19 protein-coding genes are annotated in these 19566 nt (G+C 37.3%); 13 read left to right on the top strand and 6 right to left on the bottom strand.

Going from position 1 to position 19566, the window contains the following annotated elements; translation table 11 throughout:
• Nucleotides 1–175: 175 nt before the first annotated feature.
• The 7 genes from hutU (at nt 176) to ACEPXD_RS02135 (ending at nt 6985) form a co-directional block, all read left to right on the top strand.
• Nucleotides 176–1843 (top strand): urocanate hydratase, encoded by a 1668-nt coding sequence (hutU, locus tag ACEPXD_RS02165; protein ID WP_391119507.1) that lies wholly within the window; start codon nt 176–178, stop codon nt 1841–1843.
• 6 nt (nt 1844–1849) lie between these two features.
• Nucleotides 1850–3109 carry an imidazolonepropionase gene (hutI, locus tag ACEPXD_RS02160; RefSeq protein WP_391119504.1) on the top strand — a complete coding sequence of 420 codons (1260 nt, stop codon included), beginning with the start codon at nt 1850–1852 and terminating at the stop codon, nt 3107–3109.
• Nucleotides 3110–3167: 58 nt separating this feature from the next.
• Nucleotides 3168–4676 carry a histidine ammonia-lyase gene (gene hutH, locus ACEPXD_RS02155; protein ID WP_391119502.1) on the top strand — a complete coding sequence of 503 codons (1509 nt, stop codon included), beginning with the start codon at nt 3168–3170 and terminating at the stop codon, nt 4674–4676.
• A 410-nt stretch (nt 4677–5086) separates the two neighbouring features.
• Complete coding sequence (locus ACEPXD_RS02150) at nt 5087–5422, top strand: L,D-transpeptidase (RefSeq protein ID WP_391119499.1); 336 nt, start codon at nt 5087–5089, stop codon at nt 5420–5422.
• Between the two features lie 548 nt (nt 5423–5970).
• Nucleotides 5971–6111, top strand: a complete 141-nt coding sequence (locus ACEPXD_RS02145) for a sporulation histidine kinase inhibitor Sda (protein ID WP_391119496.1) — start codon at nt 5971–5973, stop codon at nt 6109–6111.
• Between the two features lie 146 nt (nt 6112–6257).
• On the top strand, nt 6258–6707 hold the full coding sequence (locus ACEPXD_RS02140; protein WP_391119494.1) for a hypothetical protein: 450 nt from the start codon (nt 6258–6260) through the stop codon (nt 6705–6707).
• Nucleotides 6695–6985, top strand: coding sequence for a DUF2653 family protein (locus tag ACEPXD_RS02135; RefSeq protein ID WP_391119491.1), 291 nt, complete (start codon nt 6695–6697; stop codon nt 6983–6985). Before ACEPXD_RS02140 ends, ACEPXD_RS02135 begins: the two co-directional genes overlap by 13 nt.
• Nucleotides 6986–7753: 768 nt before the next feature.
• Here ACEPXD_RS02135 and ACEPXD_RS02130 read toward each other — a convergent pair.
• From ACEPXD_RS02130 to cax, 4 genes are all read right to left on the bottom strand, one after another.
• Nucleotides 7754–7957 carry a small, acid-soluble spore protein, alpha/beta type gene (locus ACEPXD_RS02130; protein WP_391119488.1) on the bottom strand — a complete coding sequence of 68 codons (204 nt, stop codon included), beginning with the start codon at nt 7955–7957 and terminating at the stop codon, nt 7754–7756.
• A gap of 162 nt (nt 7958–8119) precedes the next feature.
• Nucleotides 8120–8914 carry a VLRF1 family aeRF1-type release factor gene (locus ACEPXD_RS02125; protein ID WP_391119485.1) on the bottom strand — a complete coding sequence of 265 codons (795 nt, stop codon included), beginning with the start codon at nt 8912–8914 and terminating at the stop codon, nt 8120–8122.
• Between the two features lie 171 nt (nt 8915–9085).
• Nucleotides 9086–11122 (bottom strand): Na+/H+ antiporter, encoded by a 2037-nt coding sequence (locus tag ACEPXD_RS02120; protein WP_391119482.1) that lies wholly within the window; start codon nt 11120–11122, stop codon nt 9086–9088.
• Between the two features lie 467 nt (nt 11123–11589).
• Entirely contained in the window at nt 11590–12645 is a 1056-nt protein-coding gene (gene cax, locus ACEPXD_RS02115) for a calcium/proton exchanger (protein ID WP_391119479.1), read from the bottom strand.
• Between the two features lie 136 nt (nt 12646–12781).
• On the opposite strand from cax, the gene ACEPXD_RS02110 reads away from it, so the two are divergent.
• The 5 genes from ACEPXD_RS02110 (at nt 12782) to ACEPXD_RS02090 (ending at nt 18063) form a co-directional block, all read left to right on the top strand.
• Nucleotides 12782–13084: a YunC family protein gene (locus ACEPXD_RS02110; RefSeq protein ID WP_391119476.1), complete on the top strand. Its 303-nt coding sequence runs from the start codon at nt 12782–12784 to the stop codon at nt 13082–13084.
• 502 nt (nt 13085–13586) lie between these two features.
• Complete coding sequence (locus tag ACEPXD_RS02105) at nt 13587–13988, top strand: MarR family winged helix-turn-helix transcriptional regulator (protein WP_391119473.1); 402 nt, start codon at nt 13587–13589, stop codon at nt 13986–13988.
• Between the two features lies 1 nt (nt 13989).
• Nucleotides 13990–15714 (top strand): ABC transporter ATP-binding protein, encoded by a 1725-nt coding sequence (locus ACEPXD_RS02100; protein WP_391119470.1) that lies wholly within the window; start codon nt 13990–13992, stop codon nt 15712–15714.
• On the top strand, nt 15711–17588 hold the full coding sequence (locus tag ACEPXD_RS02095) for an ABC transporter ATP-binding protein (protein ID WP_391119467.1): 1878 nt from the start codon (nt 15711–15713) through the stop codon (nt 17586–17588). Before ACEPXD_RS02100 ends, ACEPXD_RS02095 begins: the two co-directional genes overlap by 4 nt.
• 106 nt (nt 17589–17694) lie before the next feature.
• On the top strand, nt 17695–18063 hold the full coding sequence (locus ACEPXD_RS02090) for a hypothetical protein (RefSeq protein ID WP_391119464.1): 369 nt from the start codon (nt 17695–17697) through the stop codon (nt 18061–18063).
• A 95-nt stretch (nt 18064–18158) separates the two neighbouring features.
• Here ACEPXD_RS02090 and ACEPXD_RS02085 read toward each other — a convergent pair whose 3' ends face one another.
• Nucleotides 18159–18419 carry a hypothetical protein gene (locus tag ACEPXD_RS02085; RefSeq protein ID WP_391119461.1) on the bottom strand — a complete coding sequence of 87 codons (261 nt, stop codon included), beginning with the start codon at nt 18417–18419 and terminating at the stop codon, nt 18159–18161.
• Nucleotides 18420–18558: 139 nt separating this feature from the next.
• Here ACEPXD_RS02085 and ACEPXD_RS02080 point away from each other — a divergent pair, with 139 nt between their 5' ends.
• A complete protein-coding gene (locus ACEPXD_RS02080) occupies nt 18559–18780 on the top strand; it encodes a small, acid-soluble spore protein tlp (protein WP_391119458.1) in 222 nt (73 codons plus the stop codon).
• 59 nt (nt 18781–18839) lie between these two features.
• Here ACEPXD_RS02080 and ACEPXD_RS02075 read toward each other — a convergent pair whose 3' ends face one another.
• On the bottom strand, nt 18840–19400 hold the full coding sequence (locus ACEPXD_RS02075; RefSeq protein ID WP_391119456.1) for a hypothetical protein: 561 nt from the start codon (nt 19398–19400) through the stop codon (nt 18840–18842).
• Nucleotides 19401–19566: the final 166 nt, after the last annotated feature.

Genomic DNA, 19566 nt, shown 5'->3' with positions numbered 1-19566 from the left:
TAGACGATTAAACGAGAAAAGAGTTACAAAAATAACTGAAAATTCATTTTCTAATACTCTACTATGCTAATGAAGTACTTAATTAGCATATGAGAAATTTTTACTTTTTTCTCAAAAACACTTAAATAATTATAAAATTCCGATAGAATAGAAGCATATTGAAGGAGGGATTTACATGGGAAAAGCAAGTGAGAAAGTTATTCGATATCGAGGAACAGAATTGAATACAAAGGGTTGGCTTCAAGAAGCGGCACTTAGAATGTTAATGAACAACTTGGACGCAGAAGTTGCAGAGCATCCAGATGAATTAGTTGTGTACGGAGGTATCGGGAAAGCAGCAAGAAATTGGGATGCGTTTGATGCAATTGTTCGCTCTTTGAAAGAATTAGAAAACGATGAGACATTACTAGTGCAATCCGGAAAGCCGGTTGCTGTATTTAAATCGCATGCGGATGCTCCTCGCGTGCTTATTGCGAACTCTAACTTAGTGCCTGCCTACGCTACATGGGAACACTTTCATGAACTCGACAAAAAAGGGTTAATGATGTATGGGCAAATGACTGCTGGTAGCTGGATTTATATTGGCTCACAAGGAATTGTGCAAGGTACATATGAGACGTTTGCTGAGTTAGCAAAGCAGCATTTCAACGGAACTTTGAAGCACACCATTACACTTACAGCAGGTCTTGGAGGTATGGGGGCTGCTCAACCACTTGCAGTGACAATGAACGGCGGTGTATGCATTGGTATCGATGTCGATGAGACACGTATTGATCGCCGAATCGAAACACGTTACACAGATGTTAAAACGCATTCATTAGATGAAGCGATCCGAATAGCAGAGGAAGCAAAACAAGATGGTAAGGCTTTATCCATTGGTCTTGTTGGTAATGCTTCTGATATTCTTCCCGAAATGATCGCTCGTGGTTTTATCCCAGATGTATTAACGGATCAAACATCCGCACACGATCCATTAAACGGCTACGTTCCTTCTCTTATGTCATTAGAAGAAGCAGCTATTCTACGAAACAGCGATCCAAAAGAATATGTAAAATGCTCAAAATCTTCGATGGCACAGCATGTTCGCGCAATGGTTGACATGATGGATAAAGGAGCCGTGACATTTGACTACGGAAATAATATTCGTCAAGTAGCCAAAGATGAAGGATTTGAACGTGCTTTCGACTTCCCTGGTTTCGTTCCAGCTTATATCCGTCCTCAGTTCTGTGAAGGAAAAGGACCTTTCCGCTGGGTAGCATTATCGGGTGATCCAGAAGATATTTACAAAACAGACGAAGTCATTTTACGAGAGTTTAGCTATAACACACATTTATGCAACTGGATTAAAATGGCGCGTGAAAAAATTCAATTCCAAGGTCTTCCTTCTCGTATTTGTTGGCTTGGGTATGGCGAACGTGCACGTTTTGGAAAAATCATTAATGATATGGTAGCTTCTGGTGAATTAAGTGCCCCAATCGTAATTGGTCGTGATCATCTCGATTCCGGATCTGTGGCTTCCCCAAATCGTGAAACGGAAGCCATGAAAGATGGTTCCGATGCTGTTGCAGATTGGCCAATTTTAAATGCCATGATTAACGCTGTTGGTGGTGCAACATGGGTTTCTGTTCATCATGGTGGTGGTGTTGGAATGGGCTATTCCATCCACGCCGGAATGGTAATCGTAGCAGATGGGACGAAGGAAGCGGAAGCAAGATTAGAACGCGTGCTTACATCTGACCCAGGAATGGGGGTTGTGCGCCATTTCGATGCTGGTTATGAACTCGCAGAAAAAACAGCGCGTGACAAAGGCATCCACATTCCAATGATGAAACAGGAGGACTGAGGAGCAATGGTAAAACCTATTTGGATTATGCATGCATCTCAACTTGTCACACTGGCACATGAATCTCCTGGTCCTCGAGTAAAGGAAGCCATGAGCGAATTAGCAATTATTAAAGATGGCAGTATATGGATTGAGAATGGCATCATCCAAGCCATTGGAACGACAAATGAACTTCAAACGAACTATGCAGATCGGATAGAAGAAGCGGAAATAGTAGATGCTTCAGGTCATCTCGTGACACCTGGGCTTGTGGATCCACATACCCATCTAGCTTTTGGCGGAAGTCGCGAGCGAGAATTTGAAATGCGTTTAGAAGGCGCGACATATATGGATATCATGAATGCCGGTGGTGGAATTCACGCGACGACCCGAATGACACGCGAGGCAACAGAAGATGAACTCGTTGAGCAAACTACAAAACGATTAAATTCCTTTTTAGCACATGGTGTAACGACTGTCGAGGGCAAAAGCGGATACGGACTTGATCTCGAAACAGAGTTGAAACAACTTCGTGTGATGAAACGTTTACAAGCCGAACATCCAATCGATATTGTTCCTACGTTTATGGGTGCTCACGCTGTTCCAACAGAATATAAAGGTCGTGAGGATGAATACGTTGATTTGATTATTAACGAAATGCTTCCAATCGTTGCTAGTGAAAAACTTGCACTGTTTAATGATGTTTTTTGCGAAGTTGGTGTTTTCACTCCTGAACAATCCGAACGCATTTTAGAAGCAGGAAAATTGCATGGACTTACTCCGAAGATACATGCGGATGAAATTGAACCATACCAAGGTGCAGAACTTGCGGCAAAAGTAGGCGCTATTTCTGCAGAACATTTGTTGAAAGCATCGGATGTGGGAATAAAAGCGATGGCTGAACAAGGTGTTATAGCTTGTTTATTGCCGGCAACAGCACTGTATTTAAGAGAGACTGCTGCCAAAGGTCGTGCGATGATTGATGCAGGTGTTCCCGTCGCTATTTCTACGGATTGCAATCCTGGTTCATCTCCTACGACTTCGATGCCTCTTGTAATGAATTTAGCATGTATATCCATGCGTTTAACACCTGCAGAAAGTTTATGTGCTGCCACTTATAATGCGGCATGTGCGATTCAAATGGAAGATAAAGTTGGTTCTTTAGAAGTTGGTAAGCAAGCGGATGTTATTTTGTGGAACGTAAACAATTATCAAGAACTTCAATATTTATTTGGCGTCAACCATGTGAAATACGTTTGGAAAAAAGGTGTGCAAGTTGTCGGCTGATATAAATGTTATTAGAAGGAAATTTAATTAATTTTACAGAGAAAGAATGTGAACATACATGATTTGTTTAAAAGGACATGAGCTTACGTTGGAAGATATGCGTGCCATTTTATATCAAAATGAAGCAATTATGCTAGAAGACCGCGCAATAGAAGCAGTGGAAAAAAGCCGCAAAGTAGTGGAAAACATTGTGAAAGAACGCCGCACAGTTTACGGCATTAATACTGGATTTGGAAAGTTTAGTGATGTGAGCATCGCGGAAGATGATGTTCATGCACTGCAACTCCATCTTATTCGTTCCCATGCATGTGGAATCGGTCAACCTTTTGAAGAAACCGTGTCACGTGCAATGGTGGTTCTGCGTTTGAATGCATTGTTAAAAGGATTTTCTGGTATTCGTCTTGAAGTACTCGAAAGACTTGCGTACATGGTTAATAACCGAATTCACCCAGTGATCCCGCAGCAAGGATCTTTAGGAGCTTCCGGTGATTTAGCCCCCCTTTCCCATTTAGCATTAGTTCTTATTGGTGAAGGTCTTGTATGGGACGGTGAAAAACATATTTCTTCTCAAGAAGTATGGAAAAAGCATAACTTGAAGCCAATTGTTCTAGAAGCAAAAGAGGGTCTTGCTCTTATTAATGGTACACAAGCTATGACAGCTCAGGGTATAGTGAATTGGTTAGAATCCGAAACACTTGCTTACCAAAGCGAGTGGATTGCTTCTATGACCATGGAAGCTTTACACGGAATCACGGACGCATTTCACCCTGCAATTCATGAAGCTCGAGGATATCCAGAGCAAGTTGCAGTCGCAAAACGTATTCTAGGTTGGGTTGAAGGAAGTAAACTCGTTACGAAACAAGGGGAAAAACGCGTGCAGGATGCTTATTCATTACGCTGTATTCCGCAAATTCACGGGGCTAGCTGGCAAGTACTAGGGTACGTAAAGGAAAAATTAGAAATTGAAATGAATGCTGCAACCGATAATCCACTAATTGTGGAAGATGGTGAGTTCGTCATATCAGGTGGTAATTTCCATGGTCAACCAATTGCCTTTGCCATGGATTTCTTGAAAATCGGTATGGCCGAACTAGCAAACGTTTCCGAGCGAAGAATCGAACGATTAGTGAATCCACATTTAAACGAAGGTCTACCGCCTTTTTTAAGCCCACAGCCTGGATTACAATCAGGTGCAATGATTTTACAATATGCAGCAGCTAGTTTAGTATCTGAAAATAAAACACTTGCACATCCGGCATCTGTTGACTCGATACCTTCTTCAGCAAATCAAGAGGATCATGTGAGCATGGGGACAATCGGAGCAAGACATGCCAATCAAATTATCCAGAATGCACGTCGAGTAATTGCAATTGAAGCACTTTGTGCCATGCAAGGCGTAGAATATCGAGGAATCGATCTAATGTCACCAGCACTATCTGAGAAGTGGCATGAAATGCGAGCATTTATTCCATCCATTACAGAAGATCGTATCTTTAGTATAGACATTGAGAAATTAAATACGTATTTAAAAGAAAAAACTGCTCACAAAAAAGAGATTCTCGTATAATACAGAGTTGTCCGCTCGTCCCATTCGACGAGCGGACAACTCTTTTTCATTCCCTCCATCAATTATTCCTAAAACATTACTAGCGTTATGTTACAGAGATGTTACCGGTGCCAGGCACCAGTAACATCTCTGTAACATAAACAATAAAAAAACCGCCATTACGGCGGTTTTTTTATTTACCACATTTACAAGATCCATAACCACTTTTTTTACATTGTTTGCACTTCCTATTTGCCATTAGCAACACCCCTTAAGTCATTTGTTAAATAATATGAATACTCCTGATTGTCCTATACTACAAAAATTCATTTTTTTTATCACCAAAATTTTTTGCTTCATCTAAAACGACAGTCAAGTACCTCCGTATTTTCATATAAATATGTCATGACTATTATGAGGAGATGTTATCGGTGACCTATTGGATAGATATTTCGGTAAATACATTTCAACTTAAACTGTATGATGCTAGTGTGCTTTTAAAAACGTATCCAATAGCAATTGGGAAAGTATTAACTCCAACTCCGACAGGGAATTATATCATCATTAACAAGGAATTAAATCCTGATGGACCTTTTGGTGTTTTATGGATGGGTCTTTCCAAACCACATTACGGGATTCACGGGACCAACAACCCAGCATCTATAGGCAAGAATGTTTCACACGGCTGTATTCGAATGTATAACCATGATGTTCTTGAGCTTTCTTCCTTCGTTCCAACTAGTACAAATGTATATATCCACAAATAAGAAGACTAATAGTTTCGACAAATTTCTCGCATCTTCTACCTGTGGATAAAGTTACACACAACAAAAAAGCCATTTTAAATAGATTTACACTCTTTAAAACGAAGTTATCAACAGGTTACCCACCACTTTTTGTGGATAACAATAAAACACTTCAAAATACGTAGAGAAATAATGGTTAAAATAAAGCGAAAACTCCAATCAACTTAGGTACAACTTGAAACGAGAATCTTCTTTCGACAACAGAGGATTCTATTAATTCATAAGAAAACTCCTTTATTAGTAAATCTCTTAAAAAAATGTTTCGACAATTTTTTCATTTTTCTTCTCTTGTGGATAACTTTATGCACATCACCCCAACTGTCCTATATGCATTTATTCAGCATATAAATAAGTTAATCACATGTTATCCACTACTACCTGTGGATAACAGAACGGTTGTTCCAAACGAAACTATTTGATAGATTAGAGTAAGTTAATAATTCTATTAATTTATTTTTATAACTTCAAACAATAATGTTTCGTTCAGGAAAGTAGGAGGTGAATTACAGATGAGTAAAATGTCAGATGAATTGTTAATTGAATCTTATGTTACAGCTATCGAGTTAAACCTTTCTCCGGACTTTATAACCTTACTAGAAAATGAAATTCACCGACGTTCTCTTTCTATCGAACAATATATTCTACACTAAATATATTTAGACTTATTTTAGCCATAAATAGTTGAAATACAATATAAGACGAATATAAAACGAAACTATTTTAACATTGTATCGTATATACTCTATGTAAGAGAATAATCTCTTATTCATTAGATTTTATACGGAGGGTATATAAATTGAAAAAATTAGTAGCAGTTTTACTTACAGCAACACTTGTATTTTCATCAGTTGGAAGCTTTGTTTTCAACGATCATTCAACTACTGCCGAAGCTAAGTCTTATAAGTCAGGGAAAAGAAGCTTTAACACGAATAAAAATAACACGATCAATAATTCTAATATCCAAAAGAAACAACAAGATTCTAAAACATCTACAAATAATTCTAATACTAAAACAAGTAGTAAAGGAAGCTTCACTTCAGGTGGTCTAATGAGAGGGCTATTCGTAGGGGGAATTGCTGGTTTATTATTTGGCAGCATGTTTGGAAGTATGGGCGCTTTAGGATCACTTCTAGGTTTCGCTATCAATGCAGCAGCGATTATTTTTATAGTTGTAATCATCCGAAAAATATTTGGCCTCTTTGATAATAAGAAGAAAAAAGTGGAAGCTAACTCATGGAGAAGCTAATCATTCCCGAACAAAATATAATTAATGCCGTTTGCATTTATATCTCGCGTCAAATGCAAACAGAACCAGAAGACGTAGAAGTAGAACTACTTTATGATGATGAGAATGGCTTTACAGCAGAAGCCTATGTAAATGAACAAAAAGAAGTTCTGAACACGTTTTATTTAATTAAAGCGCTTCGTCTAAGCATGGAGGAATTTTTAAATATAGACCCGATTTCTACTGGAATTGAGCTTTTGTTAGACGACGAAGAAGGCATTGTTGCAGCAGTTTATTGACGAATATAAGAAACACGCTAGTGTCCTTTAAGTGCATCTGGTCTCTTCTATTTCTAGTGTGCTTTGGACTAAACATTGGCTACACTATTAACGAAGACTTTTATGGAGGAACTGGAAGTGACTACGTCACTTCCAGTTCCTCTTTTTTCGGTAATCTTGTGGTGGATGTTTGTCCGTCGTCCTCTTGAAATATGTAGATACAAGGTGCATAAAGTTTGGTTAATGAGAGAATAGATCCTTCCCTACTGACGAAGATACAATTTCGTCCGCTCAGTGCTTCTTTAACAATGGATACTATCAATTTTTTCAGGTTCCACTTGCCCTATTGATAAAGAATGGAAAGTACTAGTTCATTATTCCTGCGAAGCATATTGTCTTTCTTATTGCACTTTTATTTCTTCTCCCGAAGGGAAAATCATCTTGAGTTTGCGATATGAGCGGTTGAATTTGCGATATCGCACTTTTAATTCGCTTTATATACATATGAATTTGAGTTATGAATTCTTCCCTAAGGAATATCCCCTCGATTTTGCGATAAGAAAGTGTGAATTAGCAATATACCCATATTGGAGCGGGAGGCAGCGACTCTTAAGCGATCAGCAAGCAAATCAAGACCCTGGCCTCGCGCGCAGCTAGGGAAGAGGCTTGATACTTGGCCGACTTACTAGCGTCCGCCAGCAGCGGAAATCAACCTGTTAATAGCATTTTTTTTTTACATTCTTATTCTTAGAAAAAAACCGGTAGCAAGTTTGCTACCGGTCTGATATATTATTGTTGGTTATTTTGATATCCACTCATTTGCGATTGGGCTTGAGCTACTAAACGCTTTGTAATTTCTCCGCCAACGGAACCGTTAGCACGCGCTGTAGCGTCTCCTCCAAGTTGTACACCGAATTCTTGAGCAATTTCATATTTCATTTGGTCAAGTGCTTGTCTTACTCCTGGTACTACGAGTTGATTGTTATTCGGCATGTCTCTCACCTCCTTGTGAAATTAGAATGTGCCATTTTGAATGATTTATACAAAAGAACGAAAAGGTGAAATTTGACAACAAATTATATAATTGAATACTAAAAGTGTCATTTATAATAAGTACTGAGTAAGTTACCCCACTCAGCACCTATCAACGATCATTTATTTTTCTAATACTTGATGAACCACTTCATTCGGTTTACTTCTATTTAAATTTTTATAAATGCAACTCGAAGGAAGATCCCTCAAGCTATCGGCAAATGCGTTTGCCATCTCAGCCTCTCCCGCTACATGCAGCTCTCTCCAACCACGTTTTTTCTTCAATTGTTCTATGGTCGTACTCATCCCTTTATAAAAACTACTTTTATTTACCTTATACCTTGGATCCAAAACTTCACTTTTACTATCCGCTACTGTACGTCTACCTTTTCCATCTACTTTTTTCTTTTCTCCCCAAACTTCGGAAATTGGATCATATTTGAAAGTTAAATCATCTCTCACAAATCCCATTGCCGTATCCAGTATACGAACTTCTCCAAAGCTCGGCATGATAATACCTGCTTCTGGATATGCTTTATACATATACTCCAATTGCTCAGTTACCGGATGGTTCTCCCAGTAAAAGTTTGTTTTTACCGGAACCTGCACATAATGAACGGACCACAAATCATCATTGGCAGTTGCAAAAATGACAACTCCTTTTCGTAGCTCCGTTTGATTTTTCGCTTCCAGTTCAATTGTTATTTTTTTCTTCACCATCTGGAATGATTCGATTTCTTTTTCTTCCGAAGCTTCTAAATACTCACCTAAACGCTTTAAACCGCTTTTCAAGTGGATCTTCCAACCTCCGTTTAATTGCTCCGGGTCACCTGGATTTGTGTTTAAATAAACACTCAACACACACCGTTCACTAGACATATACTCTTTTAATGCTTTAAGTTCATTGTTAATTGTCATTCGATAACCTCCTTTTTTTCGTACCTTTTTAGCATTCCCCCGAATGTATGGGATAGACTTTTTTAAAATAAAAAAAATCAACCAATCCAAATTTGGCTGACTTTTCTTCCTATCAAACTTCACTTTTTTCAATATTTATCTAATTGATATCCTCTTAAAAACTGTATTTTTTTAATGTTTTCGTAAACTATTTTCTTCCATCCAATAAGCTTCTCTAATATTAATTTGTTTGCGAAGCTTTCTAGTAACATCTGCTGTAATTTTGCCATTTTCGAAAAGGTTTTGAATTTCATCTCGTTCCGCTTGAAAAGCTTTATCTTGTATATCCCTTTTCATTTGTGCATGTTGTTTAGACTCTGATCCTTTTTTTGCTAGCCTAAACTTCAAAATCATTTCATTGTACTCCCCAATAATTAACAAGTAAATCTCTTCATTTTCAGCGGTCATCTGCGTTTTCAAATAGTTAATCGCGGCTTTTGCCATGTCTACTTTTAGTAAAATTATTTTTTTATTTCTTATAAGGCGTTTTTTTAGACGTTTTTTATCTTTGAATACAAAGATTTGTAATAAATTATATAAACTTCTTTTTATTATCACCCAAAAGAACAAACCCCTGTACTGCATTCGATTTGTTACTGCCACCCTCATTCGCTGAATATGTTCATTCATCAAATAAATAGTTTCCAAATCAACTTTTCCTTCTTCTTTCAACTTCTCCATATAGTTTGCTTCCACTTCAAGAGCCTTCATCCGAATTTTGCTTTCCAAAACCTTTAAACGCTCCGAATCTGCATTATTTTCATGCGTGAGGCGATTTCGGATTTGATTGTACGAGGAGATGATCGACACGCTTGCTCCTCGATTGTCATCATTCATTAGTTCTCGAATAGACTTAATAGCAGCATCAACTGTAAGAAGTTTTGCTATCTTTACCATTTCTTCTCTCAAATCTTCGGTATTCCCTTTTTCTGAAATAGCAAGCAGAGGCAAGAATACACTAGCAACTATTAATGTGACCAATATTACTCCAGCTGCGATAAAAATAATTAGCGCCCGATCAGGAAACGCATTCCCGTCAGCTAAAAAATATGGGATTGTAAAAGCACCAGCCAATGTAACTGCTCCTCGAACACCAGAAATAGTTAGAATAGAAATGAATCTTATAGTAGGTTTTGGAAGTTGTTGTTTAGTCAACCATCCACCCCACCATGATACATATACCCATAGGAATCGAAGGAATAAAAGGGCAGCCGTAATGATTAAAATTAATTTAATTACCTCAAAATTATTAAACATTGGACTTTCAAAAATTTCGTTCATGACATTTGGAATTTGTAATCCTAGTAGGACAAATACTAAACCATTCAAAATATAGATGAGTATTGTCCATGTACTTTTAGAGACAACTTGTAACTGCATAGAAGGCGATTGTTCACGATCTCGGTATATCGCATGAACAATTCCTGCAGCTACTACAGATAATATTCCAGAAAGATGAAAATGTTCGATAATGTAAAAGATAACAAAAGGGGTGAGCAGTTGAATGAGCATATGAAGTGTTACATCTTCCATGCCAAGACGTCGAATAACTATCTTCAGTCGAATAAAAAGATAAGCTAGAAATGCTCCCCCCACAAATCCCCCTATTGAGATAACCAAAAAGCTCCAACTTGCCTCAGCAAATGAAAAAACACCGGTCACAGTAGCTGCCACAGCAAATTTAAACGCAACTAAACCTGAGGCATCATTCATGAGTCCTTCGCCTTCAAGTATATGCATAATTGTTTTAGGCATTTTTACTCGGCTAGAAATGGCCCCAACTGCGACAATATCCGTAGGTGAAAGGATTGCAGCCAACGCAAAAGCTGCTGATAAGGGAATTGACGGTATAAGCCAATGAATTAAGTATCCTACAACGAATACGGTTAAAAATACCAACCCAAGTGCAAGTAATAATATCGGTTTTCGTAATTTCCATAATTCATGCCTTGAAACATTTTTTCCATCATAAAATAATAACGGTGCTATAAATAAAATGAAAAACAACTCCGGCTCTATTGGCACATGAATTCCTAATGGAAGTCCAGCAAGCAAAACTGCCAGCGCAATTTGAATAATCGGCACCGGTATGTATGGCATAAAATGATTTATGAAATTAGAGAACCCGATGATAGCTAGTAAAAGTAGTATAGTTAAAAAAAACTCCATCTTGTATCTCCTTTCTTTCCTATCTCTCTAAGTCTAAAGGGATTATATTGTAATTACAAATAGCGAGCTTTGAAGTTAATATTTTTTTCTATTAATTAATCGATTAGTACCCCACCATCTGAAATACTTAATCGCAAATTAGGAATTTTTTCTTTTGAACCAGATCTTTTGCCTTTTAGGTGCAGCTTGTCTTCACTATTTCCTAAGTGCTTTAGACTAAACAACAGCTACACTAATACCTTGGAGTTTAAAAGTAGCGTGAATCCGCTGCGTCTCTTCCCACTCCTATATTTTCGGTAATTGATTCGATCATTCAACCGAATTGGATATTTTTTGTAAAAACACGACTTTTCATAGGTGTTCCGGGACTCTGACAACTATTTTCCTCCATACTTGCTTATCATTTGCAATCTATACAACGTAAAAAAGCTCAGTATCCACTGAGTAGATACTAAACCTCTCATTCATTAAAGAAGATAAAAACCAATTCCCATTATCAAATATGCCGCAAATAATGTCAGCCCTTCAAACCAGTTCGATTCACCGTCGTTAGATAGATTAATCACAAGAAGCGCAGCGGTTATCATTGCAACCAATTCTGGCAATGTAAAAACGAGCGCCATCGACATCGGCATGAAAAGTGAAACAAGAACAAGTACAGGTGCCACAAACATTGCAACTTGCAACGTTGAACCAACTGCAATTTCCACAGATACATCCATTTTGTTTTTTATCGCCATCGTTATAGCAGAAACGTGCTCCGCCGCGTTTCCAACAATCGCTACGATAATAACTCCTATGAATAACTCCGTCCAACCAAACTTTGTACCAAGCATTTCAAATGTATGTACCAATTGTTCTGACACAAAAGCAACTACTAAAGTTGCCAAAAGTAAAATTATCATGGACTTCTTTTTCGTCCATTCCGGTACTTCTGTTGTTACTTCTGGTTGATCGGTAGAAGCAAATATGCCACGATGTGTAACTAATTTAAAAAAGAGTCCAGCAAGATAAAGCGCAATTAAAACGATTGCAATGCCAATACTCAAACTCAATGTTTTTTGGGAACTCATGCTAATGGAGAATACTTCCGGAATAACAAACGCCACAATAACTGCGAATATAAGCAAACCAGAATTGTATCTAGCAGCATGTACACTAAACCTTTGTCGGTTGAACTTAATTCCACCTGCAAAAAAAGAAAGTCCCAGCACAAGCAGTAGATTTCCTAAAACAGAACCTGTAAGTGATGCGAGTACAATTCCAACCATACCTGCCTTTAATGTGAATATCGAAATAATAAGTTCTACCGCGTTTCCAAATGTTGCATTTAATAATCCACCTACCCTTGGCCCACTCACAATTGCCAAACTTTCCGTTGCACGTCCTATATATCCAGAAAGCCCGATAATACTAGCGCAGCTAAGGAAGAACATAAGCATGTCCGACCAATTAATTAATGCTCCAACAATAACTAATGGAACACCAACAAAAACTAAAATGGCAAAAAACTTATTCACCAAAATCACCTCTTTATAAAAGTATACCTCTTCGTTATCTTCCCCTTTTCTATATTAAAAAACCATATTAAATCACATAAACACTTTTTTCCTTCTATATACATAAATTGTAGGGAACAGAAAAGGAGTGAAGTTGTAAATGATTAATATGCAACCAATTTATATTGAAGGTATTACATTTTTAGCCGTGTCGGTTGAGTTGCCAAAAACAAACTTGCTTACAGTATCGAATGATAAAGGTTATATAATGTGCGGAGCACTCGACGTAGCACTTTTAAATGAAAAATTAAAAGATCGTAAAGTTATTGCAGGTAGAGCGGTAGGCGTTAAAACCATTCAGCAGCTTTTAGATGCTCCACTAGAGTCCGTCACTTATGAAGCAGAAGAAATGGGAATTACGAAAGGAATGATTGGAAGAGAAGCACTTTTGAGAATGATTTAAGGAAAGTGCAAGTGCTCTTTAAATGCATCTAGTCTCTACTATTTCTCGAGTGCTTTGGACGAAATATTGGCTTCACTATTACCGTTAAAGTTATGGAACTTGAAGTGACTGCGTCACTTCAAGTTCCATTTTTTGATAATAACGTGGAAATTAACTTTTGAATGTTTAAAGAAATGTAAAAGATTCTACAATTAGAAGGAAAATGGATAGAAATTAACAACCAGATAGTTATATTTAACCTGAAATGTTCATTACACATATTAGAAGTCCCAATAAATCAGACTAATAATCTACCACCTCTTTTATGTTTATTTAATATAAACCAAACTTTTTACTTGACTCTTATCCAAGGGAAGAGTAAATTTATCTTACCATTTCAAAACTGTTCCGATTGGAACTATCCTGAAATAGAATGAGGTGACAAAAAGTGAACCTGAATAGTAAATACCATCCGAGATCTTCGGAATTTTTACATTCGCTTCGACGAATAAGTAGGCATCAATTGCAGTTTGTTCAAAGAATTGCATTAGAACATGACTTAACTGTACCGCAATATTCGCTTCTCATGACAATTGCCCCGCATAGTGAAATTACACAAAAGCAATTAGGTGAGATTGTACAAATTCCAAAGAGCACGTTAAGTCAATCGGTTGATGCACTCGTACAAGCTGGATGGATTGAGAGAGAACCAGTTCCCGACAACCGCCGGGAAATGCAACTAACACTCAATGAAAAAGGGAAAATGTTGTTTGAACAAATTAATAGACAAAAAGGGACGCTTCATCAGGTAATTGATTCCGTTTTAGAAACACTTCCTGAAAGACAATACGAAGAATTCCAAGCTACCCTACACTATATCGCAGATTATTTAGAAAAAGAAACTAGCACAAAGGAGAACACATAGAATGATTAAACTACTAAAAAATCTGTCCTTCTATAAGTGGATTGTTATAGCTGTTTTTGGATTAGTTTTTATTCAATCCATGTCAGATCTTTACTTACCTACTTTAATGGCAGATATTATTGATAAAGGGGTCGTTGTCGGTAATACACCATATATTTGGAAAATAGGTGGATTGATGCTTTTAGTCGCCGCATTTGGTGCACTTGCATCAGTCGTTGCGAGTTTTTATTCATCAAAAGCTGCAATGGGTCTCGGTAAAGATATTCGCCGCAAAGTATTTAAACATGTAGAGCAATTTTCTCTGCAAGACTTTGATGAATTCGGTACGGCATCCCTTATTACCAGAACGACGAATGATATTACACAAGTTCAGCAAGTAGTTATTATGATGCTACGTATGGTTATCAGTGCACCAATCATGCTTGTTGGCGGAATAATTATGGCTGTATCCAAAGACGCCAAGTTATCTCTTGTTCTTGTACTTACTACACCTGTATTGATAGGTGCTGTGTTATTAATTCTTTATAAAGGTGTACCACTTTTCAAGACTGTTCAAAAACGACTAGATCGTTTAAATCTTGTTTTACGAGAAAACTTAACTGGAATTCGAGTAATTCGTGCATTTAATCATGAAAAACAAGAAAAGTTACGACTTCAAAAAGCAAACAAGGAACTAACGGATGTTTCTATTAAAGTGAACAAAGTGATGGCATTTTTAATGCCTGTCATGATGCTTGTGATGAATTTAACGGTTGTTGCAGTCATTTGGTTTGGTGGGATTCGCATTGATGGCGGTGCTATGCAAATTGGTGATTTGATGGCATTTATACAATACGTTATGCAAATTATGTTTGCACTTGTTATGGCATCTATGATGTTCGTCATGGTACCTCGCGCCGCAGTCTCTGCAAACCGCATTAATGAAGTACTAAACAAAAAACCAACATCTTTAAACGAAGGTTCTAAGAAAGCAGATAAAGAACGAGGAACACTTGAATTTGACCATGTTACTTTTAGCTATCCAGGAGCAGAAGAACCTGCCTTATCAAATATTAATTTTAAAGCCAAATCGGGTGAAATTACGGCGATTATTGGAGGAACCGGTGCTGGTAAATCGACACTCGTCAACTTGATACCACGTTTTTACGATGTAACAAGCGGAACAATCCGGGTAAATGGCGTCGATGTGCAAGAATCTTCTCAAGACGAAGTGCGATCTAAAATTGGTTTTGTACCCCAAAAAGCGCTATTGTTTTCAGGAACAATAAAAGAAAACATTCGCTTCGGAAAGCAAGATGCTACCCAAGAAGAAATTGAACATGCTGCCCGAATTGCGCAAGCAGAGGACTTTATTAGTAAAATGGACGAAGGATTTGATTCCGTCATAGCACAAGGTGGTTCAAATGTATCTGGAGGTCAAAAACAACGCTTATCGATTGCAAGAGCTCTTGTCCGAAAACCGGATATCTACATTTTCGATGACAGCTTTTCTGCGCTAGATTTTAAAACAGATGCCAAACTTAGAGCGGCACTGAAAGACGAAACAAAAAATTCAACAGTTGTAATCGTTGCACAGCGGGTAAGTTCTGTTGTGGATGCAGATCAAATTATCGTACTAGATAAAGGCGAAATCGCAGGAATTGGTACTCATAAAGAACTTCTTGAAAATAATAGTGTATACCGAGAAATCGTTGAATCGCAGCTCTCAGAGGAGGAAATCGCATGAGCAAGCAAACTAAATCGCACCCTCAAGGCGGACGTCCAATGGGACCTGGTGGACCTGGTGGACCTGGCGGCGGAAACATGATGATGGGTGGGCAGAAGGCTAAAAATTTTAAAGGGACATTTAAACGTCTTCTTAGTTATTTAAAACCTCGCCGCAATCAATTAATATCCGTGTTCATCGCAGCAATTTTAAGTACCGTATTTTCTATTGTGGGACCGAAAATTATGGGGAATGCGATTACTGAATTATTTACAGGTGCATATGCAAAAATGACTGGAGTACCTGGGGCAGCAATTGATTTTACAGCAATTGGTAGACTCCTTCTTCTGTTAATAGCTTTATATGTGATCAGTAGTTTATTTAGCTATATTCAGCAATATATTATGTCGAGTGTTGCACAAAAAACAGTCTATGATCTACGAGAAGAAGTAAACAACAAATTAGAAAGACTACCACTCAAATATTATGATGGTCGACCAAACGGTGAAACATTAAGCCGCGTCACGAACGATATAGACACAATCGGAAGTACGCTTCAACAAAGTTTGACGCAGTTTATCACTTCCATCGTTACAATTGTCGGTATAATTGTGATGATGCTAACGATAAGCCCTATACTAACATTAATCTCTATCGTTAGTTTGCCATTGTCGATTTTTGTAATCAAACCAATATTGAAAAGATCACAAAAACATTTTGCGGATCAACAACGTACACTTGGTCAGTTAAATGGACATATTGAAGAAATGTATACCGGACATCAAGTAGTCAAAGTATTTGGACATGAGAAAAAAGCGGTCGCTGAATTTGATGAAGTGAACGAGAAATTATATGATGCTGGACGTAGAGCGCAATTTATATCCGGTATAATTATGCCTATGATGTCCCTCATCGGAAACTTGAGCTATGTCGTAATAAGTGTCGTCGGAGGAATATTAGTTACACAAAGCGCCATTTCGATCGGGGATATTCAAGCATTCATTACGTATACCCGTCAGTTTACACAACCTGTTATGCAAACGGCAAATATCGCCAACGTTATACAATCAACAGTCGCTGCGGCAGAACGTGTATTTGAATTGCTTGATGAGACTGAAGAAGAAAAAGAAGTAACGACTGAACACTTATCAAATGCTGAAGGTGCCGTGACATTTGAACAAGTTAACTTTGGTTATGGAGAAGAACTATTAATCGAAAATATGAATATCAATGTATTACCGGGTCAAACGGTTGCAATTGTAGGACCAACTGGTGCTGGGAAAACAACATTGATTAATTTATTGATGAGATTTTATGAGCTAAATGATGGGAAAATATCGATAGATGGTCACGACACTCGAAAAATGTCCCGTACGGATCTACGAACAACATTTGGTATGGTTCTTCAAGATACTTGGCTCTTTAATGGAACTATTAAAGACAATATCGCATTTGGGAAAGATGGAGCGACAGATGAAGAAATATTCGATGCAGCCAAAACGGCACGCGCCGATCACTTTATCCGTACTTTACCGGATGGCTATGATACCATTTTAAATGAAGAAGCATCCAATATTTCACAAGGACAAAAACAACTAATTACAATTGCTAGAGCTATTCTTGCAAATCCACCTATTATGATTTTAGATGAAGCGACTTCTAGTGTAGACACACGTACGGAACTGCTTATCCAACATGCGATGAACCGATTAATGGAAGGACGAACAAGTTTCGTCATCGCCCACCGTCTTTCTACAATTAGAGATGCTGATTTAATATTAGTAATGAATCAAGGAAAAGTAATTGAACAAGGAACACATATTGAACTCATAGAAGAAAATGGATTCTACGCTGATCTTTATAACAGCCAGTTTTCAACAAAAACAGCGATTTAAGTTTTAGAAAAGAGAGCTACAATCTGGCTCTCTTTTTTGATGGGTATAAACCCTCCTTTCTATTTATATACTAAGAAGAAGTAGATTCGGTTTGGAGGGATGTTTTTTGAATAAAGTAGAGTTTAAACAGCATTTTGATATTGGATATAGTGAGATGATTTTTAAAGCAAATAATGATGAAACAATTGTCTGTATAAAGAATACGTACTCGGTACCTTCCTCGATGATTTCATCTTATATCATTCATATAAGTGGAACGTTATTTGAAGAAACAAGATGGGCATTCTTTTTTAAAGATTTAATAGAAACTAGAACAGATATAAGAGAAAACGTCCAGATTGCACTAGACAGATATGAAGTAGATCCAGAAGATTTCGATGAAGAAGCATTTATTCAACACTTAATAGATGAGGCAACTGAAAAAATAACAGAAACAGATTTAAATACTACTCTGAATGAAATGGAAGTTTATTAATCGTAATAAGATGTTCACGCTATGTAGCAAGACTCATTTCGTAATAAATGAGTCTTGTCAATATATCAACTGATGGATATTGTATATACTTTCAATTAATGTACTCTGTTTAGTTTCTCTTTATTTTCATTTAACTGCTTTTCTAGTGAAGCAATAGGGTCCAAATTCCCTCGTACTTGGATTGCCATTTGAACAGATCGCTCTGCACGTTCAATCATGTCCTGTGCATTTTGAATAAACTGCTCCGTTGGATTTGTTAGAGCTTGACCAACAGCAAACGTAACATTATCCACGGAGTTGTGTAGTTGAGAAATTACATTATCTTCTTTCCAGCTCATTTGTGTGTGATCTACCATAGCAAAGTCCTCCTTAAAATCAATTCGAATTTAATATGGCAATTTCGCTGCAATATTATTCATTCGACAATGTCTTAATAGTTTTTATAAGTTTGGGAACACTACCTTTTGCAAGATTTTTTATGAAGGAGGAAAAAAAGTGCCTAATACTAGCCAAAGACCGAATGATCTAGCGAGTAATAAAGAAAGGTTAAAGAAAACAATCAATAATATGGAAGCTGCAGAAGCAGCAATGGATTTTGCAGAAGGAAAAGAACTTGCTTCTATCAAGGAGAAGAATGCAAGGCGTAAAGAGAGCATAGAGGTTTTGAAAAATGAAGTAAGTGCTGAGGAAAAGTCTCGTATTAATGGTTACATTTAAATGACAGAAAAATTAGCCCAGTAATCTTTAAAAGTTACTGGGCTAGTACTTCATATAATTCAGTCTTCTACATATACAAGTGGTATCCCCAATCCCCTAACTTTCGAATTTATACTTCCTTGGATTCCGGCGACAAAGCTATTTTGCTTAATAGTCAATACTTGCCCATCTTTAAAATTAAATTCATAATGAGACAACTCTTTATCCTCCGCTAACTTCTCATAATAAAGTAACTCATCGAGTTCTCCCCAATCATATATAAGCTTTTGTTTGGAGAAAATCATCCGATAAGAAATCTCTTTGTCCGATAAAGTCACATAAGATAATGAAGCAATATAAAAAGTGAACCCACAAAGAATCAAACAGAGAATTCCAACACTAACTGTCCACTTCCGCACGTCAAATAACCATAACAACGCACACGCAAGAACAAGGAAAAACACGCCAACACCAAATGCAGAATAATTCGCTCCAGGAACATACGTAATCCAAATATCTCTCTTATCATAAAGTGTATTAACAACAACTAAAGGTACTATTATCAAAAAAACTGGTGACAAAATAGCAATACAAGCCCCAATTGCCATAAAAATATGCCTTGTATCATATCTTCTATGCACATCAAATCCCCCTTTTTTAACCACATAATCCGAACATTCTAACAATTTTAAAAAATCCCTCTTTTCATTATATACGGTAATATTTGGGCATTCAACCCTTTTTCGATTAGTCCGATTAGTCCCTATTCATTAGGGTATACTGTGAAATAATCCTTCAACTTCAATA

The sequence above is a fragment of the Psychrobacillus sp. L3 genome, from assembly GCF_042945595.1.
GTDB lineage: Bacteria > Bacillota > Bacilli > Bacillales_A > Planococcaceae > Psychrobacillus.
This window is presented reverse-complemented; position numbering and strand designations above follow the sequence as displayed.

What these genes read in the sequence shown, in the direction of transcription:
- hutU (WP_391119507.1), top strand. Translation starts at nt 176, where the DNA reads ATGGGAAAAGCAAGTGAGAAAGTTATTCGATATCGAGGAACAGAATTG.
- hutI (WP_391119504.1), top strand. Translation starts at nt 1,850, where the DNA reads ATGGTAAAACCTATTTGGATTATGCATGCATCTCAACTTGTCACACTG.
- hutH (WP_391119502.1), top strand. Translation starts at nt 3,168, where the DNA reads ATGATTTGTTTAAAAGGACATGAGCTTACGTTGGAAGATATGCGTGCC.
- ACEPXD_RS02145 (WP_391119496.1), top strand. Translation starts at nt 5,971, where the DNA reads ATGAGTAAAATGTCAGATGAATTGTTAATTGAATCTTATGTTACAGCT.
- ACEPXD_RS02135 (WP_391119491.1), top strand. Translation starts at nt 6,695, where the DNA reads ATGGAGAAGCTAATCATTCCCGAACAAAATATAATTAATGCCGTTTGC.
- ACEPXD_RS02130 (WP_391119488.1), bottom strand. Translation starts at nt 7,957, where the DNA reads ATGCCGAATAACAATCAACTCGTAGTACCAGGAGTAAGACAAGCACTT.
- ACEPXD_RS02125 (WP_391119485.1), bottom strand. Translation starts at nt 8,914, where the DNA reads ATGACAATTAACAATGAACTTAAAGCATTAAAAGAGTATATGTCTAGT.
- ACEPXD_RS02120 (WP_391119482.1), bottom strand. Translation starts at nt 11,122, where the DNA reads ATGGAGTTTTTTTTAACTATACTACTTTTACTAGCTATCATCGGGTTC.
- ACEPXD_RS02110 (WP_391119476.1), top strand. Translation starts at nt 12,782, where the DNA reads ATGATTAATATGCAACCAATTTATATTGAAGGTATTACATTTTTAGCC.
- ACEPXD_RS02100 (WP_391119470.1), top strand. Translation starts at nt 13,990, where the DNA reads ATGATTAAACTACTAAAAAATCTGTCCTTCTATAAGTGGATTGTTATA.
- ACEPXD_RS02095 (WP_391119467.1), top strand. Translation starts at nt 15,711, where the DNA reads ATGAGCAAGCAAACTAAATCGCACCCTCAAGGCGGACGTCCAATGGGA.
- ACEPXD_RS02085 (WP_391119461.1), bottom strand. Translation starts at nt 18,419, where the DNA reads ATGGTAGATCACACACAAATGAGCTGGAAAGAAGATAATGTAATTTCT.